The sequence below is a fragment of the Echinimonas agarilytica genome, assembly GCF_023703465.1.
Classification (GTDB): Bacteria; Pseudomonadota; Gammaproteobacteria; order Enterobacterales; family Neiellaceae; genus Echinimonas; species Echinimonas agarilytica.
Genome location: NZ_JAMQGP010000001.1, coordinates 90,859 through 108,284 on the forward strand (window position 1 = coordinate 90,859; position 17,426 = coordinate 108,284).

General features: G+C 46.5%; 14 protein-coding genes. 9 read left to right on the plus strand and 5 right to left on the minus strand.

Annotated features, from left to right (window positions below; translation table 11 throughout):
• Positions 1-35 precede the first annotated feature (35 nt).
• The 4 genes from atpG (at position 36) to glmU (ending at position 4,272) form a co-directional block, all read left to right on the plus strand.
• Positions 36-896, plus strand: coding sequence for a F0F1 ATP synthase subunit gamma (atpG, locus tag NAF29_RS00360; protein WP_251259440.1), 861 nt, complete (start codon positions 36-38; stop codon positions 894-896).
• 33 nt (positions 897-929) lie between these two features.
• Complete coding sequence (atpD, locus tag NAF29_RS00365; protein ID WP_251259441.1) at positions 930-2,327, plus strand: F0F1 ATP synthase subunit beta; 1,398 nt, start codon at positions 930-932, stop codon at positions 2,325-2,327.
• A gap of 26 nt (positions 2,328-2,353) precedes the next feature.
• Positions 2,354-2,776 (plus strand): F0F1 ATP synthase subunit epsilon, encoded by a 423-nt coding sequence (locus tag NAF29_RS00370; RefSeq protein ID WP_251259442.1) that lies wholly within the window; start codon positions 2,354-2,356, stop codon positions 2,774-2,776.
• 128 nt (positions 2,777-2,904) lie between these two features.
• Positions 2,905-4,272: a bifunctional UDP-N-acetylglucosamine diphosphorylase/glucosamine-1-phosphate N-acetyltransferase GlmU gene (gene glmU / locus NAF29_RS00375; RefSeq protein WP_251259443.1), complete on the plus strand. Its 1,368-nt coding sequence runs from the start codon at positions 2,905-2,907 to the stop codon at positions 4,270-4,272.
• A gap of 57 nt (positions 4,273-4,329) precedes the next feature.
• Here the strand turns inward: glmU and NAF29_RS00380 are convergent, their stop codons facing one another.
• Positions 4,330-5,685: a sensor domain-containing diguanylate cyclase gene (locus NAF29_RS00380; RefSeq protein WP_251259444.1), complete on the minus strand. Its 1,356-nt coding sequence runs from the start codon at positions 5,683-5,685 to the stop codon at positions 4,330-4,332.
• A gap of 180 nt (positions 5,686-5,865) precedes the next feature.
• Here NAF29_RS00380 and NAF29_RS00385 point away from each other — a divergent pair, with 180 nt between their 5' ends.
• Together NAF29_RS00385 and NAF29_RS00390 are read left to right on the plus strand one after the other, a co-directional pair.
• Positions 5,866-8,262 carry a M1 family metallopeptidase gene (locus NAF29_RS00385; protein WP_432763222.1) on the plus strand — a complete coding sequence of 799 codons (2,397 nt, stop codon included), beginning with the start codon at positions 5,866-5,868 and terminating at the stop codon, positions 8,260-8,262.
• A gap of 48 nt (positions 8,263-8,310) precedes the next feature.
• Positions 8,311-8,820: a DUF6702 family protein gene (locus NAF29_RS00390; RefSeq protein WP_251259446.1), complete on the plus strand. Its 510-nt coding sequence runs from the start codon at positions 8,311-8,313 to the stop codon at positions 8,818-8,820.
• A 52-nt stretch (positions 8,821-8,872) separates the two neighbouring features.
• On the opposite strand, the gene NAF29_RS00395 is transcribed toward NAF29_RS00390, so the two are convergent.
• Positions 8,873-10,699, minus strand: coding sequence for an ABC transporter ATP-binding protein (locus tag NAF29_RS00395; RefSeq protein ID WP_251259447.1), 1,827 nt, complete (start codon positions 10,697-10,699; stop codon positions 8,873-8,875).
• 196 nt (positions 10,700-10,895) lie between these two features.
• Between NAF29_RS00395 and NAF29_RS00400 the strand changes: the two genes are divergently transcribed.
• The 3 genes from NAF29_RS00400 to NAF29_RS00410 all read left to right on the plus strand — a co-directional run bounded on the left by NAF29_RS00400 (position 10,896) and on the right by NAF29_RS00410 (position 13,386).
• Positions 10,896-11,321: a hypothetical protein gene (locus NAF29_RS00400; RefSeq protein ID WP_251259448.1), complete on the plus strand. Its 426-nt coding sequence runs from the start codon at positions 10,896-10,898 to the stop codon at positions 11,319-11,321.
• 233 nt (positions 11,322-11,554) lie between these two features.
• Complete coding sequence (asd, locus tag NAF29_RS00405; protein ID WP_251259449.1) at positions 11,555-12,664, plus strand: aspartate-semialdehyde dehydrogenase; 1,110 nt, start codon at positions 11,555-11,557, stop codon at positions 12,662-12,664.
• A gap of 86 nt (positions 12,665-12,750) precedes the next feature.
• Positions 12,751-13,386: an acyltransferase gene (locus tag NAF29_RS00410; RefSeq protein ID WP_251259450.1), complete on the plus strand. Its 636-nt coding sequence runs from the start codon at positions 12,751-12,753 to the stop codon at positions 13,384-13,386.
• Positions 13,387-13,453: 67 nt separating this feature from the next.
• Here NAF29_RS00410 and NAF29_RS00415 read toward each other — a convergent pair whose 3' ends face one another.
• The 3 genes from NAF29_RS00415 to NAF29_RS00425 all read right to left on the minus strand — a co-directional run bounded on the left by NAF29_RS00415 (position 13,454) and on the right by NAF29_RS00425 (position 17,196).
• Positions 13,454-14,278, minus strand: coding sequence for an NPP1 family protein (locus tag NAF29_RS00415; RefSeq protein WP_251259451.1), 825 nt, complete (start codon positions 14,276-14,278; stop codon positions 13,454-13,456).
• 148 nt (positions 14,279-14,426) lie between these two features.
• A complete protein-coding gene (locus NAF29_RS00420) occupies positions 14,427-15,173 on the minus strand; it encodes an esterase/lipase family protein (RefSeq protein ID WP_251259452.1) in 747 nt (248 codons plus the stop codon).
• A gap of 76 nt (positions 15,174-15,249) precedes the next feature.
• On the minus strand, positions 15,250-17,196 hold the full coding sequence (locus NAF29_RS00425; protein ID WP_251259453.1) for a bifunctional 2',3'-cyclic-nucleotide 2'-phosphodiesterase/3'-nucleotidase: 1,947 nt from the start codon (positions 17,194-17,196) through the stop codon (positions 15,250-15,252).
• Positions 17,197-17,426: the final 230 nt, after the last annotated feature.

Consider the following 17,426-nt stretch of genomic DNA (forward strand, 5'->3'; position numbering starts at 1 on the left):
CCCTTGTGGCTCACCTGTAACGTTTGGAGTAAGAGATGTCCGGCGCAAAAGAGATTAAAAGCAAGATCTCGAGTGTTAAAAGCACTCAGAAGATCACCAGTGCAATGGAAATGGTTGCAGCCAGCAAAATGCGCAGAGCGCAGGAGCAAATGGCAGCATCACGGCCTTATGCCGCAAACATGCGCAAGGTGATTGGTCATATTGCGCTTGGTAGTTTGGAATATCGCCATTCTTATTTAGAAGAGCGTGAAGCCAAGCGTGTCGGTTACATTGTCATTTCCTCGGACCGCGGTTTATGCGGTGGTTTGAATATTAATGTATTCAAATCTGTCATGGCTGATATGAAGCAATGGCAAGAAAAAGAAGTGGAAGTTGACTTGGCGGTTATCGGAAGTAAGGCAACAGCCTTCTTCAACAGCTTCGGTGGCGCAGTTGTAGCTCAAGCCTCTGGTTTGGGTGATACGCCTTCAGTGCAAGACGTTATCGGTACGGTAACGGTGATGCTGGAAAAATACGATGCTGGCGAAATTGACCGCCTGTACGTGGTGTCGAACAAGTTCGTCAACACCATGAAACAAGATCCGACCATTGACCAGTTGCTGCCTCTACCTAAGTCAGATGAAGCAGAATTGAAACACCGCTGGGATTATATCTACGAGCCAGATGCGAAAGAATTGCTCGATAAACTTTTAGTTCGTTATACCGAATCTCAAGTTTATCAAGGCGTTGTAGAAAACCTAGCTTGTGAACAGGCTGCACGTATGGTGGCGATGAAAGCCGCGACCGACAATGCGGGCAACCTGATTGACGATTTAACCTTGGTATACAACAAAGCCCGTCAGGCGAGTATTACCCAAGAGTTGACGGAAATCGTCTCAGGTGCATCTGCCGTTTAGGTAGGGAATCAAACGAGATTCAGAGGATAAACAATGAGTAACGGTAAAATTGTCCAGATTATCGGCGCCGTAGTCGATGTGGAGTTTCCGCAAGATTCTGTACCTAAGGTATACGATGCGCTGACTGTACAAGATAAAGGTCTGGTTCTGGAAGTTCAGCAGCAACTTGGTGGTGGCGTTGTACGTGCCATTGCGATGGGTGCTTCTGAAGGTCTTCGCCGTGGCGAAGAAGTTTCCAATACTGGCGAAGGCATCCAAGTACCAGTAGGTACTGCGACCCTTGGCCGTATTATGAACGTATTAGGCGAGCCAATTGATGAAGTTGGCCCAATCGGTGAAGAAGAGCGTTATGTTATTCACCGTGCTGCGCCAAGCTACGAAGAGCAATCAAACTCTACTGACTTACTAGAAACAGGTATCAAGGTTATTGACCTTGTATGTCCGTTCGCAAAAGGCGGTAAAGTTGGACTGTTCGGTGGTGCGGGTGTTGGTAAAACCGTCAACATGATGGAATTGATTAACAACATCGCATTACAACACTCTGGTTTGTCAGTATTCGCAGGTGTGGGTGAGCGTACTCGTGAGGGTAACGATTTCTACCACGAAATGCAGGAAGCTGGCGTTGTAAACGTAGAGAATCCAGCCGAATCTAAGGTTGCGATGGTATACGGTCAGATGAACGAGCCACCGGGTAACCGTTTGCGCGTTGCATTGACCGGCTTGACCATGGCGGAGAAATTCCGTGATGAAGGTCGTGACGTATTGTTCTTCGTGGACAACATCTATCGTTACACCTTGGCGGGTACAGAAGTATCTGCACTGTTGGGTCGTATGCCTTCTGCGGTAGGTTATCAGCCTACACTTGCTGAAGAAATGGGTGCTTTGCAGGAACGTATTACATCAACGAAGACAGGTTCTATTACCTCGATTCAAGCGGTATACGTACCAGCGGATGACTTGACCGATCCATCACCAGCAACAACCTTTGCTCACTTGGACGCAACGGTTGTTTTGAGCCGTGATATTGCGTCTTTGGGTATTTACCCTGCGATTGACCCTCTCGATTCAACATCACGTCAGTTGGATCCATTGGTCATCGGCCAAGAGCATTACGAAACTGCTCGTGCTGTTCAATCAGTGCTTCAACGCTACAAAGAGTTGAAAGATATTATTGCGATTTTGGGTATGGACGAATTGTCTGAAGAAGACAAATTGACCGTTGCTCGTGCTCGTAAAATCTCTCGCTTCTTGTCACAACCTTTCTTCGTTGCAGAAGTCTTCACTGGTTCGCCAGGTAAGTACGTTTCTTTGAAAGAAACAATCCGCGGCTTTAAAGGCATTTTGGCGGGTGAGTATGATCACCTTCCAGAGCAAGCCTTCTACATGGTTGGCGGTATTGACGAAGCGGTTGAAAAAGCGCAGAACGTTTAAGTCTTTTTAGACTCTAGGAGCTAGCTATGGCAATGACGGTTCATCTTGATGTGGTAAGTGCAGAAGGCGAGATCTTCGACGGCCGCGTAGAGAGCCTACAAGTTGCGGGTACAGAAGGTGAGTTGGGTATTACACCTGGCCATGCACCTCTGTTAACGCAATTGAAGCCTGGCATGGTGCGTATCGTCAAGCAACACGGTGAAGAAGAGGTTTTATACCTTTCTGGCGGTGTGCTTGAAGTTCAGCCGAGTCAAGTCACTGTGCTTGCGGATACAGCTATCCGCGCCAATGATATCGACAAAGCAGAAGCGCAAGAAGCCAAGCGTCGCGCAGAGCAGAAAATCGCGAGTGCTGGTGCTGATTTCGACTATGCATTAGCTGCGCAAGAGCTTTCAAAAGCAATTGCACAGTTGCAAGTTGTTGAGTACACCAAACAGCGTTTCGGTTAATCTGATGCACTGCTTCAAAAAAGGCGGCCTTTTGGTCGCCTTTTTTATGGCTGACATTTGCCTAACAAGGGCAATCAGTTAACATCCTTCTATAATGTAGAAATCAGCGAATCAAAAGGACAAGCTTCATGGCTTTGAGTGTTGTAATTCTTGCTGCGGGTAAAGGTACTCGTATGCGCTCTCGTCTTCCTAAAGTACTTCACACACTGGCACATCAAACGTTGGTTGAGCATGTAATTGATGCTGCCAGTGGTGTGGGTGCAGAACATATCCATGTGGTGTACGGCCACGGGGGCGACCAAGTCAAAGCCGCGCTTGCTCATCGTGAACTTGAGTGGGCAGAACAGGCTGAACAGTTAGGCACAGGTCACGCAGTGGATCAGGCTTTGCCTGCCATTGCAGACAACGACCAAGTCCTTGTATTGTACGGCGATGTGCCTCTGACCAGCACAGAAACACTCAAAGCTCTCATCGCTCAACAACCCGAAGGTGGCGTTGGGTTACTGACTGTTAACTTAGCGAACCCTATGGGCTATGGCCGCATCATTCGTGATCATCAAGACCAAGTGGTTGGCATTGTCGAACAGAAAGATGCCGCACCTGAACAACTCCTGATTAATGAATGCAATACCGGCATTTTGTGTGCAGGTGGAGCGGATTTAAAACGCTGGTTGTCGAACCTTGATAATAACAATGCTCAGGGCGAATATTACCTGACTGATATTATTGCTATGGCGGCAAATGAGGGGCGTAGCATTCAAGCCGCTCACCCGGCCACAGAGGCCGAGGTTGAAGGTGTGAATGACAAGGTTCAGCTGGCAAATCTCGAACGTGAATATCAGCGTCTACAGGCTGAATCGTTAATGCGAGCAGGTGCCCTTTTACGTGATCCCTCGCGTATTGACGTTAGAGGCTCACTCTCGGTGGGGCAAGACGTTGAAATTGACGTGAATGTGGTATTTCAGGGCGATGTAGTGCTTGCTGATGGCGTGACTGTTGGTCCCAATAGTGTGTTGATCGATTGTTCTGTGGGTGAAGACACGCTGATTCGCGCCAATAGCGTCATCGAGTCTGCAACTGTGGGGGCGAAATGTACCATTGGTCCATTTGCTCGATTACGTCCGGGCGCTGTTTTGGCGGATGATGCTCATGTGGGCAACTTCGTGGAAATGAAAAACTCTCGTCTTGGGGAGGGCTCCAAAGCTAATCATCTCACTTATATTGGGGATGCCGAAGTAGGCAAAGGCGTGAATATTGGCGCAGGTACTATCACCTGTAACTACGACGGTGCAAACAAGCACAAAACCATCATTGAAGATAACGTATTTGTTGGGTCGGATTCTCAGCTTGTGGCCCCGGTAACGATTGGTCAAGGCGCTACTGTGGGGGCTGGCTCAACCGTCACTGCGAATGTTGGTGAAGGTGAATTGGTCATTACACGCGTTAAACAACGCCATATTGCAGGCTGGAAACGTCCGGTGAAGCAGAACAAATAACGCTAAATCGACTTTTAGCTGAATATCTAAAATGGCTCCTTTCGGGGCCGTTTCTATTTAAAAAGCTAGATCCGTGTGTTGAACTTGATTGCGGCCACAGTGTTTGGCTTTATACAGTGCCTGATCGGCTTGTTTCAACAGCATCTCGGTCAGCTCATGACTGGGGATAGCATTGAACCGCTTAAGCTCGTCCAAGCTGATGAAGGTAGAGCCCACACTAATAGTCACAGGTGGGAGGTGCATAGACCGCTCTTCTTCAACCGTACGCCGATACCGCTGTGCGATGGGCGCAATATGGTGAAATTTCGAGTTGGGTAACAACACCACGAATTCTTCACCGCCTAAACGAGCGACCATGTCCAAGCCACGAGTGTTGAGTTTCAGCAAATCAGAGATATGAACTAATACTTTGTCACCCGTATCATGGCCATGTAAGTCATTCACGCTTTTGAAGTGGTCGATATCAATCATGAGCATACCAATACCGCCGTCCATTAGTTTTGATGCAGCTATCACGCTGTTCATTTCATGGAAGAATGAACGTCGGTTCGGTAGTCCAGTCAATTTATCTGTATTTGCTTCTTGTCTTAACCTATGTGCTGTTTTTTGCAGCATTTCGTTGCGTGTTTCGAGACGTTGTTGGATATTTTTGAACTCACTAATATCTTGAATGACACCAAATAAGGTAGCCGGTTGACCGGCTGAATTGATCTCTACGTGCCCTTTGCATCGCACGTGCCGAACGTTTTGAGATCGACGACCGGAAACAATGCGTAATTCAAATTCAAAACTGCCGCACTCGGCAATTGCAGCATCCACATAGTGACGCACTTTATGTTGGTCATCGGGGTGGTAATAGGCGACTGCATTGTCGAGTGTGGGTTCGAACGTGGTGGGGTCAACACCATGAATTTTATATACTTCTAATGACCAAAATACGGTGTTTTCGAGTAAGTTCATGCTCCAGTAACCAATGCCGGCCATCTGCTCTGCCATTTCGAGCATGTGTAGTCGCTCGCGTGATTGAGATTCGGCTTGATCACGAATAGTGATATCGCGAATTAATCCCACGAAAACTGTATTGTCTTCATGCGTATGTCGGCTAACCGCCAGTTCTATGGGAAATAACTGACCATTTTGACGTTTGGCCATGACCTGCCGTTGTTGGCCAATGATAGAGCTAGGGCGCGAGCCAAACCCACTGACAAATTGATCATGATGCTCAGCAATCGAAAGAGGCATCAATTGTTTAATATTTTTACTGACTAAATCTGAAGGCTCATATCCAAACATTCGTCCTGCAGCATTGTTGGCAAACACTATGGTACTGGACGAATCAATAGCGATGATGCAGTCGGACATATGTGTGAACACATCGTCATGTCGTTTTAAATCAAACTCTTTAGTTGGCATGTAGTAAAAGCCCTTCACCTTAACTTTTTGTACATTGTTATATGACTACCGAGTCATCTAAGTAATAAAGCTGACACAAAACCGATGAACCTGTAATATTTTCCTTTGAATATTGTATGCAAAATGTGACGGTGCGCTGGCCTCAGTGTATTGTTGGACATCAATGCTGTTTTGCCGAGGATCATTTTTGTGAAGAAGTACCTGTTATATATATTGTGCGTTCTCCTTGCACCCTTATCTATTTTGTCGCATGCCGAGTCATGGCCCAAACACCCTCCTGAAGATAAATTCAGACAGCTCGAAGAATTATTGCCAACGCCCAATACCTATCGTATTGGTTCGGGAGCTCCGGGACATGAGTATTGGCAACAGCAAGCCGACTATCACATTCAAGTGAAGTTGGACGATGAACAGCAGCGAATTCAAGCTCAAGAGCTCATCACCTACACCAATAATAGTCCAGATACTCTGGATTATGTTTGGGTGCAGCTTGATCAAAATCGGTTCAAGCCTAATTCAGATTACAACCTGGCGATGCCTGGAGTGACCGGTTATGCCAATAAGCCGTTTGATTCCGGCGATCACATGGATCTCAAAGATTTTCGCGGACGTGTAGCGCGTCAGCAATTTGAGGGTGGATATGTCATTGAACATGTGAAGGATGGGAATGGACACGCTCTGACTTACATCATCAATAAAACCATGATGCGAATCGATTTACCCACGCCGCTTGGCACGGGTGACCAAACTCAAGTGAGTATTGCTTGGTCTCATAATATTGTTGAAGCCAAAAAGCATGGCGGCCGAGGCGGCTACGAATATTTTGAACGCGACGATAACTATTTATATGAAATTGCCCAGTGGTTTCCTCGGATGGCGGTTTATGATGACGTCAACGGCTGGCAAAACAAGCAATTCTTAGGGCGTGGAGAATTTGCACTGGAATTTGGTGACTATCGCGTAGAAATTGATGTACCTGCCGATCATATCGTGGCCTCCACAGGTACGCTGCAAAACCCAGACGATGTGTTGTCAAAAGCCCAGCAAGATCGGCTTCAACAAGCTCATGGCGCAAAAACACCTGTGATGATTGTGACCGAAGCTGAAGCGCTTGCCAATGAACGCGAAAAATCGTCAGCGCGTAAAACATGGGTCTTTGAAGCAGAAAATGTGCGTGATTTTGCATGGGCTTCATCGCGTAAGTTCCTGTGGGATGCGATGATCGTTAAAAGTGGTGACAACGACGTGTTGGCTATGTCGTACTACCCCGAAGAAGGGGTTCCTATTTGGCCTATGTATTCCACTCAGTCCATTGTTCACACCATTGAGCAATACAATAAGTACGCCTTTGAGTATCCCTACCCTGTCGCGATATCGGTGAATGGTCCAGTGGGCGGTATGGAATACCCGATGATTACCTTTAACGGTCCTCGTCCTGAAATCGATGAGCAAGATCGCACCAAGCGCACTTATTCAGAACGCAACAAGTACGGACTTATTTCGGTTATTATCCACGAAATTGGGCACATCTACTTCCCGATGATTGTGAATTCAGATGAGCGTCAATGGACGTGGATGGATGAAGGTTTAAATACCTATCTGCAATTTTTAGCAGAACAAGCGTGGGAAGAAAATTACCCAAGTCGTCGCGGTGAACCTCGAAAAATTGTGGATTATATGGCGTCACCGAATCAGGTGCCGATTATGACCAACTCCGAGAGTATTTTGCAGTTCGGTAACAACGCTTACGGTAAACCGGCAACGGCACTGAATATTTTGCGTGAAACCATCATGGGTCGCGAGCTATTTGACTATGCGTTTCGCGAATATGGTAAGCGGTGGAAGTTTAAGCGTCCCATGCCTGCAGACTTTTTCAGAACCATCGAAGATGCCTCGGCGGTAGATTTGGACTGGTTTTGGCGCGGTTGGTTCTACAGTGTCGATCATGTGGATATCAGCATTGATAGTGTCCGTGTAATGTCTCCTGATTCTTTAATTCCTGCTATCGAGCAACCCTTTGCCCGTGAGCAAAAAAATGCTGAGCCTGAATCAATGACAGTGGTTCGCAATAAAGGGATGGAACGTCGAGTCGATCAATACCCTGAACTCAAAGATTTTTATAATGAAAATGATGCGTTCACAGTCACCCATACAGACGTTAATGAATACAATGCCATGAAAGCCGAGTTTGAAGACTGGGAAGCTGAAATCCGTGAAACCGGAGGATACTTCTATGTATTGGACTTCAGCAACTTAGGGGGCTTGGTCATGCCTATTATTTTGCAGCTCGACTATGCCGATGAAAGTTCTGAAATTGTGCATATTCCAGCCGAAATATGGCGCGCGAATCCAAAGAGCACATCTAAACTTTTATGGCGTGATAAAAAATTGGTACAAGTGACGGTTGATCCGCACTGGCAAACGGCAGATGTAGACCTGTCGAACAACCACTACCCGCGTCGTATTATTCCCTCGCGTCTTGAGTTGTTTAAGTCAGAGCCAAAACCAAACTTGATGAAAGAGTCTCAGGCCGAACTAGAGCCTGTTGAAGAACCAAAGACAAAGGTTAAACAATAAATGTTGAAATGGTGTCTGGTTGTTTGGTTTGCATGCGTAAGCAGTTGTATGAGCAGTGTTGCATCGGCTCATACCTACAATGCGATCCGAACAACCATCGCTTCAAACCCAAACTCAGACCATGTTGAGATCATTCATAAAGTATTCATTGATGATCTCAATACGGTTGTCAGTCGTGAATTGTCCGAATTTCATGAGTTATCGAATGAAACCAGCGATCTAGTCTGGATTCGCGAGTATTGGACTGAGCGGTTTGCAATGACTTCTCCCGACGGTACGCCCATTGTGCTTGAATGGGTGGGAGCGGAGTTTGATGACCATTTTGTGTGGGTTTACCAAGAGTATACTGGGCCGGTTGAATCACTCTCGAAGTTTTGGGTGGCAAACCGGTTGCTGTTTGGCGAATTCAAACATCAAATCAATACGGTTGATATTGCGATAGGTGGCAGCAAAGAAGCGCTTATATTCACCCAGCACGCAGTGCGGCATTTGGTTGAATTAAAGCCTTCTTCAACGAAACCAGCAATACCTAAGCCCCCCCATACTCACGCACACTAAGTGAATTGAATGAACAGCGAGTGAGAGGTTTGAACTCGCTTTTTATTGTTGCTTACTCAACGCCTAAAAAACCACCTGACTGATGTTGCCATAGTCGCGCATACACGCCTTTTTTCTCTAGTAATTGCTGGTGGCTACCCTGCTCTATGATCCGGCCTTCGTCGAGCACGATAAGACGATCGAGGGCAGCAATAGTCGATAATCGATGAGCAATCGCGATGACGGTTTTACCTTCCATCAACTGATCTAAGCTACGTTGTATGGCCATTTCTACTTCAGAATCTAATGCCGAGGTTGCTTCGTCTAATACTAGAATAGGGGCGTCTTTTAGTAATACGCGGGCTATCGCAATCCGTTGGCGTTGACCGCCGGATAGTTTTACGCCGCGCTCTCCCACCATGGCGTTGTAACCCACCTGACCTTTGGCATCCGACAAGTCTTGAATGAACTGATGAGCTTCAGCTTTTTTAGCCGCATCATAGAGTTCGTCGTCGCTGGCATCAGGGCGCCCGAACAAGATGTTTTCGCGCACCGGACGATGCAACAAAGAAGTGTCTTGTGTGACCATACCAATGTTGCTTCTGAGGCTATCTTGCGTGACTTCTGAAATCTTGTGTCCATCAATTGAGATGGCACCCGAGTCAGCATCATAAAACCTAAGTAATAGGTTGACGAGTGTGGATTTTCCAGCCCCTGAGCGGCCCACAAGGCCAATTTTTTCGCCCGGTTGAATGGTGAAGTTGAGGTTGTCGAAAATTATTTTGTCGCCATAACTAAACTTCAAATCTTTGAATTCGATTTTGCCTTGAGGTGTGGTGAGTTCAGTGGCGTCATCGGTATCGACAATGGTATGCGGTTGCGAGAGCGTATTCATGCCATCTTGCACTGTCCCAATGTTTTCAAACAATGAGCTCACTTCCCACATGATCCACACAGACATGCCGTTTAAACGCAAAGATAATCCAAGTGCGACAGCAATCGCACCGGGTGTGATCTCGCCTTGGCTCCAAAGGTATATGGCTACGCCAGCCACTACTGTGAGCAAGATGTAGTTAATCACAGATACGGCTAAGTCGAGTAAGGTCACCATACGCATTTGCGGATGCACTGTGTTTAAAAATCGGCTCATGGTGTTGCGCGCATAAGATGATTCGCGATTGGCATGAGAAAATAATTTTAAGGTGGTGATATTGGTGTAGCTATCGACAATTGCGCCGGTCATGTTGGCACGAGCATCGGCTTGTTGTTGAGATATCTTCTTGAGCCGAGGTAAAAAGAATCGAAGTACTAAAACATAGGCAGCCAACCATACCAGTAACGGCATAGCCAAACGTGGATCAGCGACGGCTAACAGGCCCACAACAGAAATAAAATACACAGCCACATATAGCAGTACATTGAGTAGCTTCATGACACTTTCGCGTACGGCCAAGGCTGTTTGCATGACTTTTGTGGAAAGCCTACCGGCCAAGTCATTTTGATAAAACTCAACGCTTTGATTTAACAAGTGTTGATGGGCCAACCAGCGAATACGCATGGGGAAATTACCCAACAGCGTTTGGTGTGTGAGTAGTGACCCCAAACCGTCCAGTATGGGAATACCAATGGCAATCACAATCCCTAAGCCGATAAGAAAGCTGCCATGTTCATCCCAGAAGGTTGCAGGATTTGATTCCGACAACCAATCAACCAGTTCGCCCATCATGCCAAACAAGCTTGCCTCAATGATTGCAATTAAGGCGGTAACAACGCTCATCGCAATCAAATATTTGGTGGAACCTCGACTGTAAAAACGACAAAAAGCCCACAACCCTTTAGGCGGCTGCAATTCATTTTGCTCGGGAAATGGTTCGATGAGGCGTTCAAAAAATCGGAACATCAGATGGTTGTCTCGTGATTCAGTCGGTGTTGGTCTGCGTAATGATTGGCCACCGGTGTTTAAAAATCAGGGTGGTATCTAATGATAACAGACTCCGTTGCGGCAAAAGCTAGTGTTTTGTGACGATTGACTCTCATCGAGAACCGACAATATGTGCTAATACTTGATAACACACCCATTGGATCTCTAATATTTTATGTCATTGTCTGTTTCGGAACATGGTCAGTGGACGATCACTTTTAAGCCAGATCAAATTGAATTAGTGCTCAGCGATAGCTTTAATTCAGAAGGTATTTTAGCGCTTCGTAAGGCTGCACAAAAAGTCGTACGAGAGCACTTAGACTCCCGTCTCTCGAAGGCATATTGCGATATGCGCTGTTGGGGGCTGACTACGGCCAGTGCGCACCATGAAATAAAAGGGATGCACGACGGCATGTATGCGCTGGGTATTCACCGTATTGCCTATGTGGCTGCCGACAATTTGCCGCTTGCGCGCTTTATCATAGAGCGGTGCTGGGAGCACCTACCTGATGTAGAGCGAGCCTATTTTTTATCGGAACACGAAGCAAGAGCGTGGTTGCATCAAAGCTCGACTAAAGATGGCAGTACGGATCCTAAATAATGTTGCCCAATGAAATGACCATTCCTTCCTTTTTGAGATTAACCTGTTAAAATTTTGATGCGCATAATTAGTCATTTTTTGTGCTTAATAATCTATTAAATTGGCTTTTAATGGTTTTTAAATCAATATTTATTCATTTTTTATATCCTTATTCATAATCTAGCTTTACACAGGCCTCTTGTTTGATGACAATCAGCAGCCTAGAGATAATATCCAAAGATCGAGACGTTGTTATGAAAGTAGGTTTTGTTGGTTGGCGTGGCATGGTGGGTTCCGTTTTGATGGAACGTATGTTGGTAGAAAATGATTTTGCTGATATCGAACCTATTTTCTTCACGACCTCAAATGTAGGTGGTCAGGGCCCTTCAATTGGAAAGGATATCCCTGCTTTAAAAGATGCCCACGACATTACTGAATTGAAATCACTGGATGCGATTGTTTCTTGCCAAGGTGGCGACTACACCAAAGCTGTTTTCGCTGACTTACGCGCAGCGGGCTGGCAGGGATATTGGATTGATGCGGCATCGAGCCTGCGCATGGACGATGAAGCCATCATTGTGCTTGATCCTGTGAATGACCAAGTCATCCGTGATGGCTTAAGCCAAGGCGTTAAAAACTATATTGGTGGTAACTGTACCGTGAGTTTGATGCTGATGGCGATTGGCGGCTTGTTTAATGCCGGCTTAGTGGAATGGGTTTCAGCAATGACCTATCAAGCTGCATCAGGCGCAGGCGCAAAAAATATGCGCGAGCTCATTTCTCAAATGGGTGCCATTGAACACAACGTAGCCGATAAACTTGCCGATCCGGCCTCTGCGATTCTCGATATTGACCGACAAGTGGCAGACTTTATTCGTGGTGATGAATTGCCAACAGACCAATTTGGCGCGCCGCTTGCGGGTAGTTTGTTGCCTTGGATTGATGTGCAACTTGAAAATGGTCAAAGCAAAGAAGAGTGGAAAGCGCAGGTTGAAACCAACAAGATCTTGCGTACAGGCGACGATTTGATTCCTGTGGATGGTACTTGTGTTCGTATTGGAGCGATGCGTTGTCATTCTCAAGCCTTGACCATCAAGCTCAAAAAAGACATTCCAATGGTTGAAATTGAATCAATTATTGCCAATGCCAACGATTGGGTGAAGGTTGTGCCGAATGACCGCGACGTAACCTTGCAAGAGTTGACGCCTGCAGCGGTAACCGGTCAGTTGCATGTACCTGTGGGACGCTTGCGTAAAATGAACATGGGCGGTGAGTACCTAAACGCATTTACTGTGGGTGATCAGTTGTTATGGGGCGCAGCAGAGCCATTGCGCCGCATGTTACGTATTTTGCGCGAGGCGTAATGACCTAAACGCAGTATCAGGTACACTCAATAGGCGAGCCAACAGGCCCGCCTTTTTATTGCCTGAAATATGATGAACGGAACCGCATGAGTCAATCGCACACATTTACCCCAACAGCAGATGATTATATTGAGCAGCACAAGCAACGCCTGAATTACATGCCGTGGCTGTTTTACACGCTCAAACCAAAGCAGTTAGTGTGGGCGCAACCGTGGCAAGACACCATTCAAACACGTTTGCAGGCACTCGAAACCGTCACCATTGCAGAGCGCTGCTTTGTTGCTGAGTCGGCGCGTATATTTGCTGAGCCGGGTCGCCAAATATCGATTGATGAACGATGCGCCATCGCGGCTGATTGCTTTATTCATGGCCCTATAAAGATGGGTCGTGAAGTTAGTATTAATCATGGCTGTAGCTTAGATGGAGGCCGTGCGGGTATTCGTATTGGTGATCGGACGCGTATTGCGAATTCGGTCAAAATTTATGCGTTTAATCATGGTATTTCTCTGGATACTCCCGTGTGGGAACAACCGGTCAGTAGCCAAGGTATTTGCATTGGCCAAGATGTTTGGATTGGTGCGTCGGTGTGCATTACCGATGGTGTGAACATTGGCGATCATGCTGTGGTCGGAATGGGAGCTGTAGTCACTAGAAATGTACCAGACTACGCCATTGTGGGTGGCAACCCGGCTCAAGTGATAGGCTCTCGATTGGATAAGTAGTTCAACAGTGAACACCATCCTCCGTTACGGTGTTCACTGAGCTTATTACACTGATGGGCATGACTCGTTAGTAAATATCTAAATACAGCATGTCTTGAAGTGTCAGGTTCTCATCTTTCAAATAACTTGGGTTTCTTTGACAAGTATTCTCGGTACCATCGATAATGCCGCCAATGACTTTACCGCCATCAGTCCGGCATACGCCTCGTTCATGTGGACGAAGATCGCGATTTAAAGGATTGGTAGAGCCCGGGAATATAGAGCCTTGACCGATATCGTTGAGGGGAGCAACGCCGTTCGCCCATGTTTCTCCTGGGCCTCGCGGATCTTTCCAGTAGTAGCAATAGCCGCCGGTGAGAAACGTCCAGCCATCGGCGCTCGAACGAGAGCGTTGATCATGGTAGTTTCCATGCGAATATTTCCCAACGTAGACCACTGGATGTGTGCCGTCGAGCTCAACGTCTGACGCTTTGCGTGTGTAGCGTCCATTGTGTTGCCAGTAGGTGATATGAAAGAGTGCTTGGTCGACGAGGTGCAAGGTCATTGCTTCCCAATCATCGTCATGGCCATTATCAACGGACGCGCAACCATTTTGATTACCGTAATAGGCCCAGTATGTAATCAATTGATGACTTTTCCCATTCACAACCTCTTGATATTCTTCAACATAAACTGGGGGTTGTTGAGATTGAAAGTTAGAGCGGCTCAAGCATTGGCCACTATTGCTGCCTTGGTTAGGAGCTGTGGGCCAGCACTGTAAGTCAGACCGGAGTTTGTAAATGGGTCTGAAGTCTTCATAAACTCCAGCACTTGCGGGACTCATTGCTAACAGCGCATACATCGCAGCAGTTGCTGCACACGAAGCAAGTTTTCGACTCATTTGAAAAAACATTCGTAGTTCCTTTCCAAATAATTAACCTGATCTCAGGTTAGGCGATAGGGTGTACCGTTTGCTGACGGCATACAGGTAGAGGCGAAATGATTCAGGAGGGGGACGAGGTTTTTAATGAAGTATTTTTTAAGTCAATATGACAGCTTGATTATTGGTGGTAAAAGCGGCCATGTTCGAGGAAATATAGGGTTTGTGAAGCGACTTCCTTGTTATAACGCATCATTGAATGGCTAACATCCAACGCAATGAAATCAGCCATGTTGGGCAAATGCGTTTCTGCTACGGCCACTAGTCCGTCATTTGGCTCGTTAAATATTGCATTACTCGCTAGCCAGCCGTTCGTACCCGCGATAATTCCGGCTTGGAACGATGGTGTGGCAAGACGATTAGGAAAGCTTGTTGGATCTGTGCTTAATGACAACGTTGCTGGCCCCAGCCAATGGAACCAAGCGTAATGTTGAAAGTGATTGACGATTTGGGTGCCTGAATTGGGGGTTCCCATCATGACAACGCGGCCTAGTTTTTCATTCAACTTTTGGCTTTCTGGTTGTGCTAAATAGGCACGGATCACCAAGCCGCCCAAGGAATGGCCTATAAAATGAACGGTTGAAGCGTGCTTGCAACATTCGTCGAGCTGCTCAACGACAGACTCAATGATATCGTCTGGCTCAGCCCGAAGGGATGAGTAGTCCAGAGTGATCACCGAGTAACCTGCGCGTGATAGGCGTGATTCGAGCAACCACATCGCTTTGCCACTTCGGCCTAAACCATGAATCAAAATGACCGTCTGTTGCGAGTTGGGCAGCGCCTCTGTGGTCGATGCGGTTGCAGTGGGGTTAATCCATAAAAAACTCAGCAATACAATGGCATATATAGGTGAAAAGATTGCCCGCATAGTCCATTATTTCCATTCCTAGTGAGCCTATATGGTACGCGCTTATCGTTTATTTTGAAACGCGCCATGAGCAAACTCAGTTCACATTGAGGATAAATTCAGACAGTTTATTCACCTCTTTGCCATGCGGCTGCAGTGACTCTGGAGCAATGGATTTAGCAATCGACGATGTTTGATAAATGACTTTGGCTTTGCCGAATGTATTCGCGAAACTCCAGTTTCCATCGGCTTTGGGATTGAACTCTGGGGCAGTTAAATAAGCGCCAACGACATCTCGATTTTTATCAGGCGCATGAATGACTATGTTGGAGCCGTCTAAATTTGGGAAATGCCCCCCACCTGCTGCTCGATAGTTGTTTGTAGCCACTAAAAACTCGTGTGTTAATGGTAAGGATTGACCGTTGAATGTAGGGTTTACAATTCGATGTGCGCTGGCATCGACGAGTTTTCCATCGAGGTTGTAACGGCTGGGTTGCGTCACATCAATTTGATACTCAATGCCATCAATCACATCAAAATTATAAGATGCAAAATCGCGATTAATCAGTGGCTGTAGAGTACCTTGAGTGGGGTCAATTTGATTGAATTGTCCGGCTGATCGCTCCAACCATTCCAGCACTTGGGCACCTGTTACTTTCACGACTTTTAAGTCGTTGGGGTAGACGTAAAGGTCTTTGAGGTTGATAAGGGCAATATCGCCAACAGGAATATCAGTGTAATAGTCAGCCCCACTTCGGCCACCTGATTTAAATGGTGCTGCCGCAGAAAGTACCGGCAACGCGTGAAATTCGGTACCGCGCACAGCGCGCTGAGCATATAAGCGCTGGGCATTGTTAACGAGTTGAATCGAAGGATCGTCTTGTACCAAGGCAAAATAGCTGTGAATACGAATCGGCGTACTTCCTACTTTTTGGCGCATATAGATCAGAGTCGCTTCATGTTCTTGGGCGATTGCAGCATTGATGTGTTGATCGGCTTCTACTAACGCCACACTCTCACCATTGACGCGTTTGGCAATCGCTCTGACAGAAGATTGACTTTGAGTCACTTGCCAGCCTTGTTTTGCCTTCGATAAGGTTAAATCGATTATTCCTAAATGACTGCCCCAATAGCCCGGCATTACGCTTGCTACTCCGAATACTGTGCCTTTGTCGCTGTCGACACCGGCATACTTGGCAATGGTTGGATCGCCAGGAAATACGCGGTGTGAATGACCAAACATAATGGCATTGATGCTGGGGACTTGAGCTAAGTAATATGTGGCGTTCTCATCCATGCCTTCTCGCGGCGTGTCATATAAACCGCTGTGGGGAATCGCAATAACGATATCAGCCCCCTTTAGTTTCATTTCTGGCACCAATCGTTTGGCCGTTTCGACAATGTCTTTGGCAATGACTTTGCCGCGTAAATGATCCATATCCCACAATGTAATTTGAGGCGGAGTAAAGCCGATATAGCCAATATTCAGAGTGTGTTCTTTACCTTGAGTGTCGATGACGGTCTTTGGTTGAATTATGTAGGGAGAGAGGTAGTGTTCATCGTTGTTTGGGTTGTCATCTCCGTCATCTAAATACACATTCGCTGAGATATAAGGGAAGTTGGCACCTGATAAGGCTTGGTCTAGAAAGGGAAGTCCAAAATTGAACTCATGGTTGCCCAAGTTGCCCACATCGTAATTGAGTGGATTCATCGCTCGATACGCAGCATGAGTTTGACCCGGCGAAAGCCCCTGTTGATAAGCGATATAGTCGCCCAGTGGCGAGCCTTGAATTAAATCTCCGTTGTCGACCAATACCGAATTTTTAACCTCGCTGCGGGCTTGATGAATTAGCGGTGCCACACGAGAGAGCCCCACAGCGTTGCTTTGCTGATCACGGTAGTAATCATAATCGGTCAAATGCATATGGATATCTGTAGTTTCTAATATTCGCAACTTGATCTGAGGCGAATCAACGTTGGCCCGAGTCGAAAAGGTCAATACGAGACTGACAATAAATAAAGCGTAGTAGCGGTTCCAGTTCATGTTTCAACTCTTAGCTTTGATGGGCAAGATGCCGATGAGGTTTGGTCTTTGAGAGTCACACAAATGTTGTGCGCTCACCTATTAATGTTTAGGTCAAACGAGCTATTAATCTATCAATGTCATATTGCACGCTAATGAAGCGGGGTTAAATATGAATCTTATGTGACTTAATGACCGAATTTAGTGGGATCAAAAAGCTAATTCTAATTTGCAGTGTTAACATTGATATA

What these genes read in the sequence shown, in the direction of transcription:
- asd (WP_251259449.1), top strand. Translation starts at nt 11,555, where the DNA reads ATGAAAGTAGGTTTTGTTGGTTGGCGTGGCATGGTGGGTTCCGTTTTG.
- NAF29_RS00425 (WP_251259453.1), bottom strand. Translation starts at nt 17,196, where the DNA reads ATGAACTGGAACCGCTACTACGCTTTATTTATTGTCAGTCTCGTATTG.
- NAF29_RS00395 (WP_251259447.1), bottom strand. Translation starts at nt 10,699, where the DNA reads ATGTTCCGATTTTTTGAACGCCTCATCGAACCATTTCCCGAGCAAAAT.
- atpG (WP_251259440.1), top strand. Translation starts at nt 36, where the DNA reads ATGTCCGGCGCAAAAGAGATTAAAAGCAAGATCTCGAGTGTTAAAAGC.
- NAF29_RS00390 (WP_251259446.1), top strand. Translation starts at nt 8,311, where the DNA reads ATGAGCAGTGTTGCATCGGCTCATACCTACAATGCGATCCGAACAACC.
- atpD (WP_251259441.1), top strand. Translation starts at nt 930, where the DNA reads ATGAGTAACGGTAAAATTGTCCAGATTATCGGCGCCGTAGTCGATGTG.
- NAF29_RS00415 (WP_251259451.1), bottom strand. Translation starts at nt 14,278, where the DNA reads ATGTTTTTTCAAATGAGTCGAAAACTTGCTTCGTGTGCAGCAACTGCT.
- NAF29_RS00420 (WP_251259452.1), bottom strand. Translation starts at nt 15,173, where the DNA reads ATGCGGGCAATCTTTTCACCTATATATGCCATTGTATTGCTGAGTTTT.
- glmU (WP_251259443.1), top strand. Translation starts at nt 2,905, where the DNA reads ATGGCTTTGAGTGTTGTAATTCTTGCTGCGGGTAAAGGTACTCGTATG.
- NAF29_RS00410 (WP_251259450.1), top strand. Translation starts at nt 12,751, where the DNA reads ATGAGTCAATCGCACACATTTACCCCAACAGCAGATGATTATATTGAG.
- NAF29_RS00380 (WP_251259444.1), bottom strand. Translation starts at nt 5,685, where the DNA reads ATGCCAACTAAAGAGTTTGATTTAAAACGACATGACGATGTGTTCACA.
- NAF29_RS00370 (WP_251259442.1), top strand. Translation starts at nt 2,354, where the DNA reads ATGGCAATGACGGTTCATCTTGATGTGGTAAGTGCAGAAGGCGAGATC.
- NAF29_RS00400 (WP_251259448.1), top strand. Translation starts at nt 10,896, where the DNA reads ATGTCATTGTCTGTTTCGGAACATGGTCAGTGGACGATCACTTTTAAG.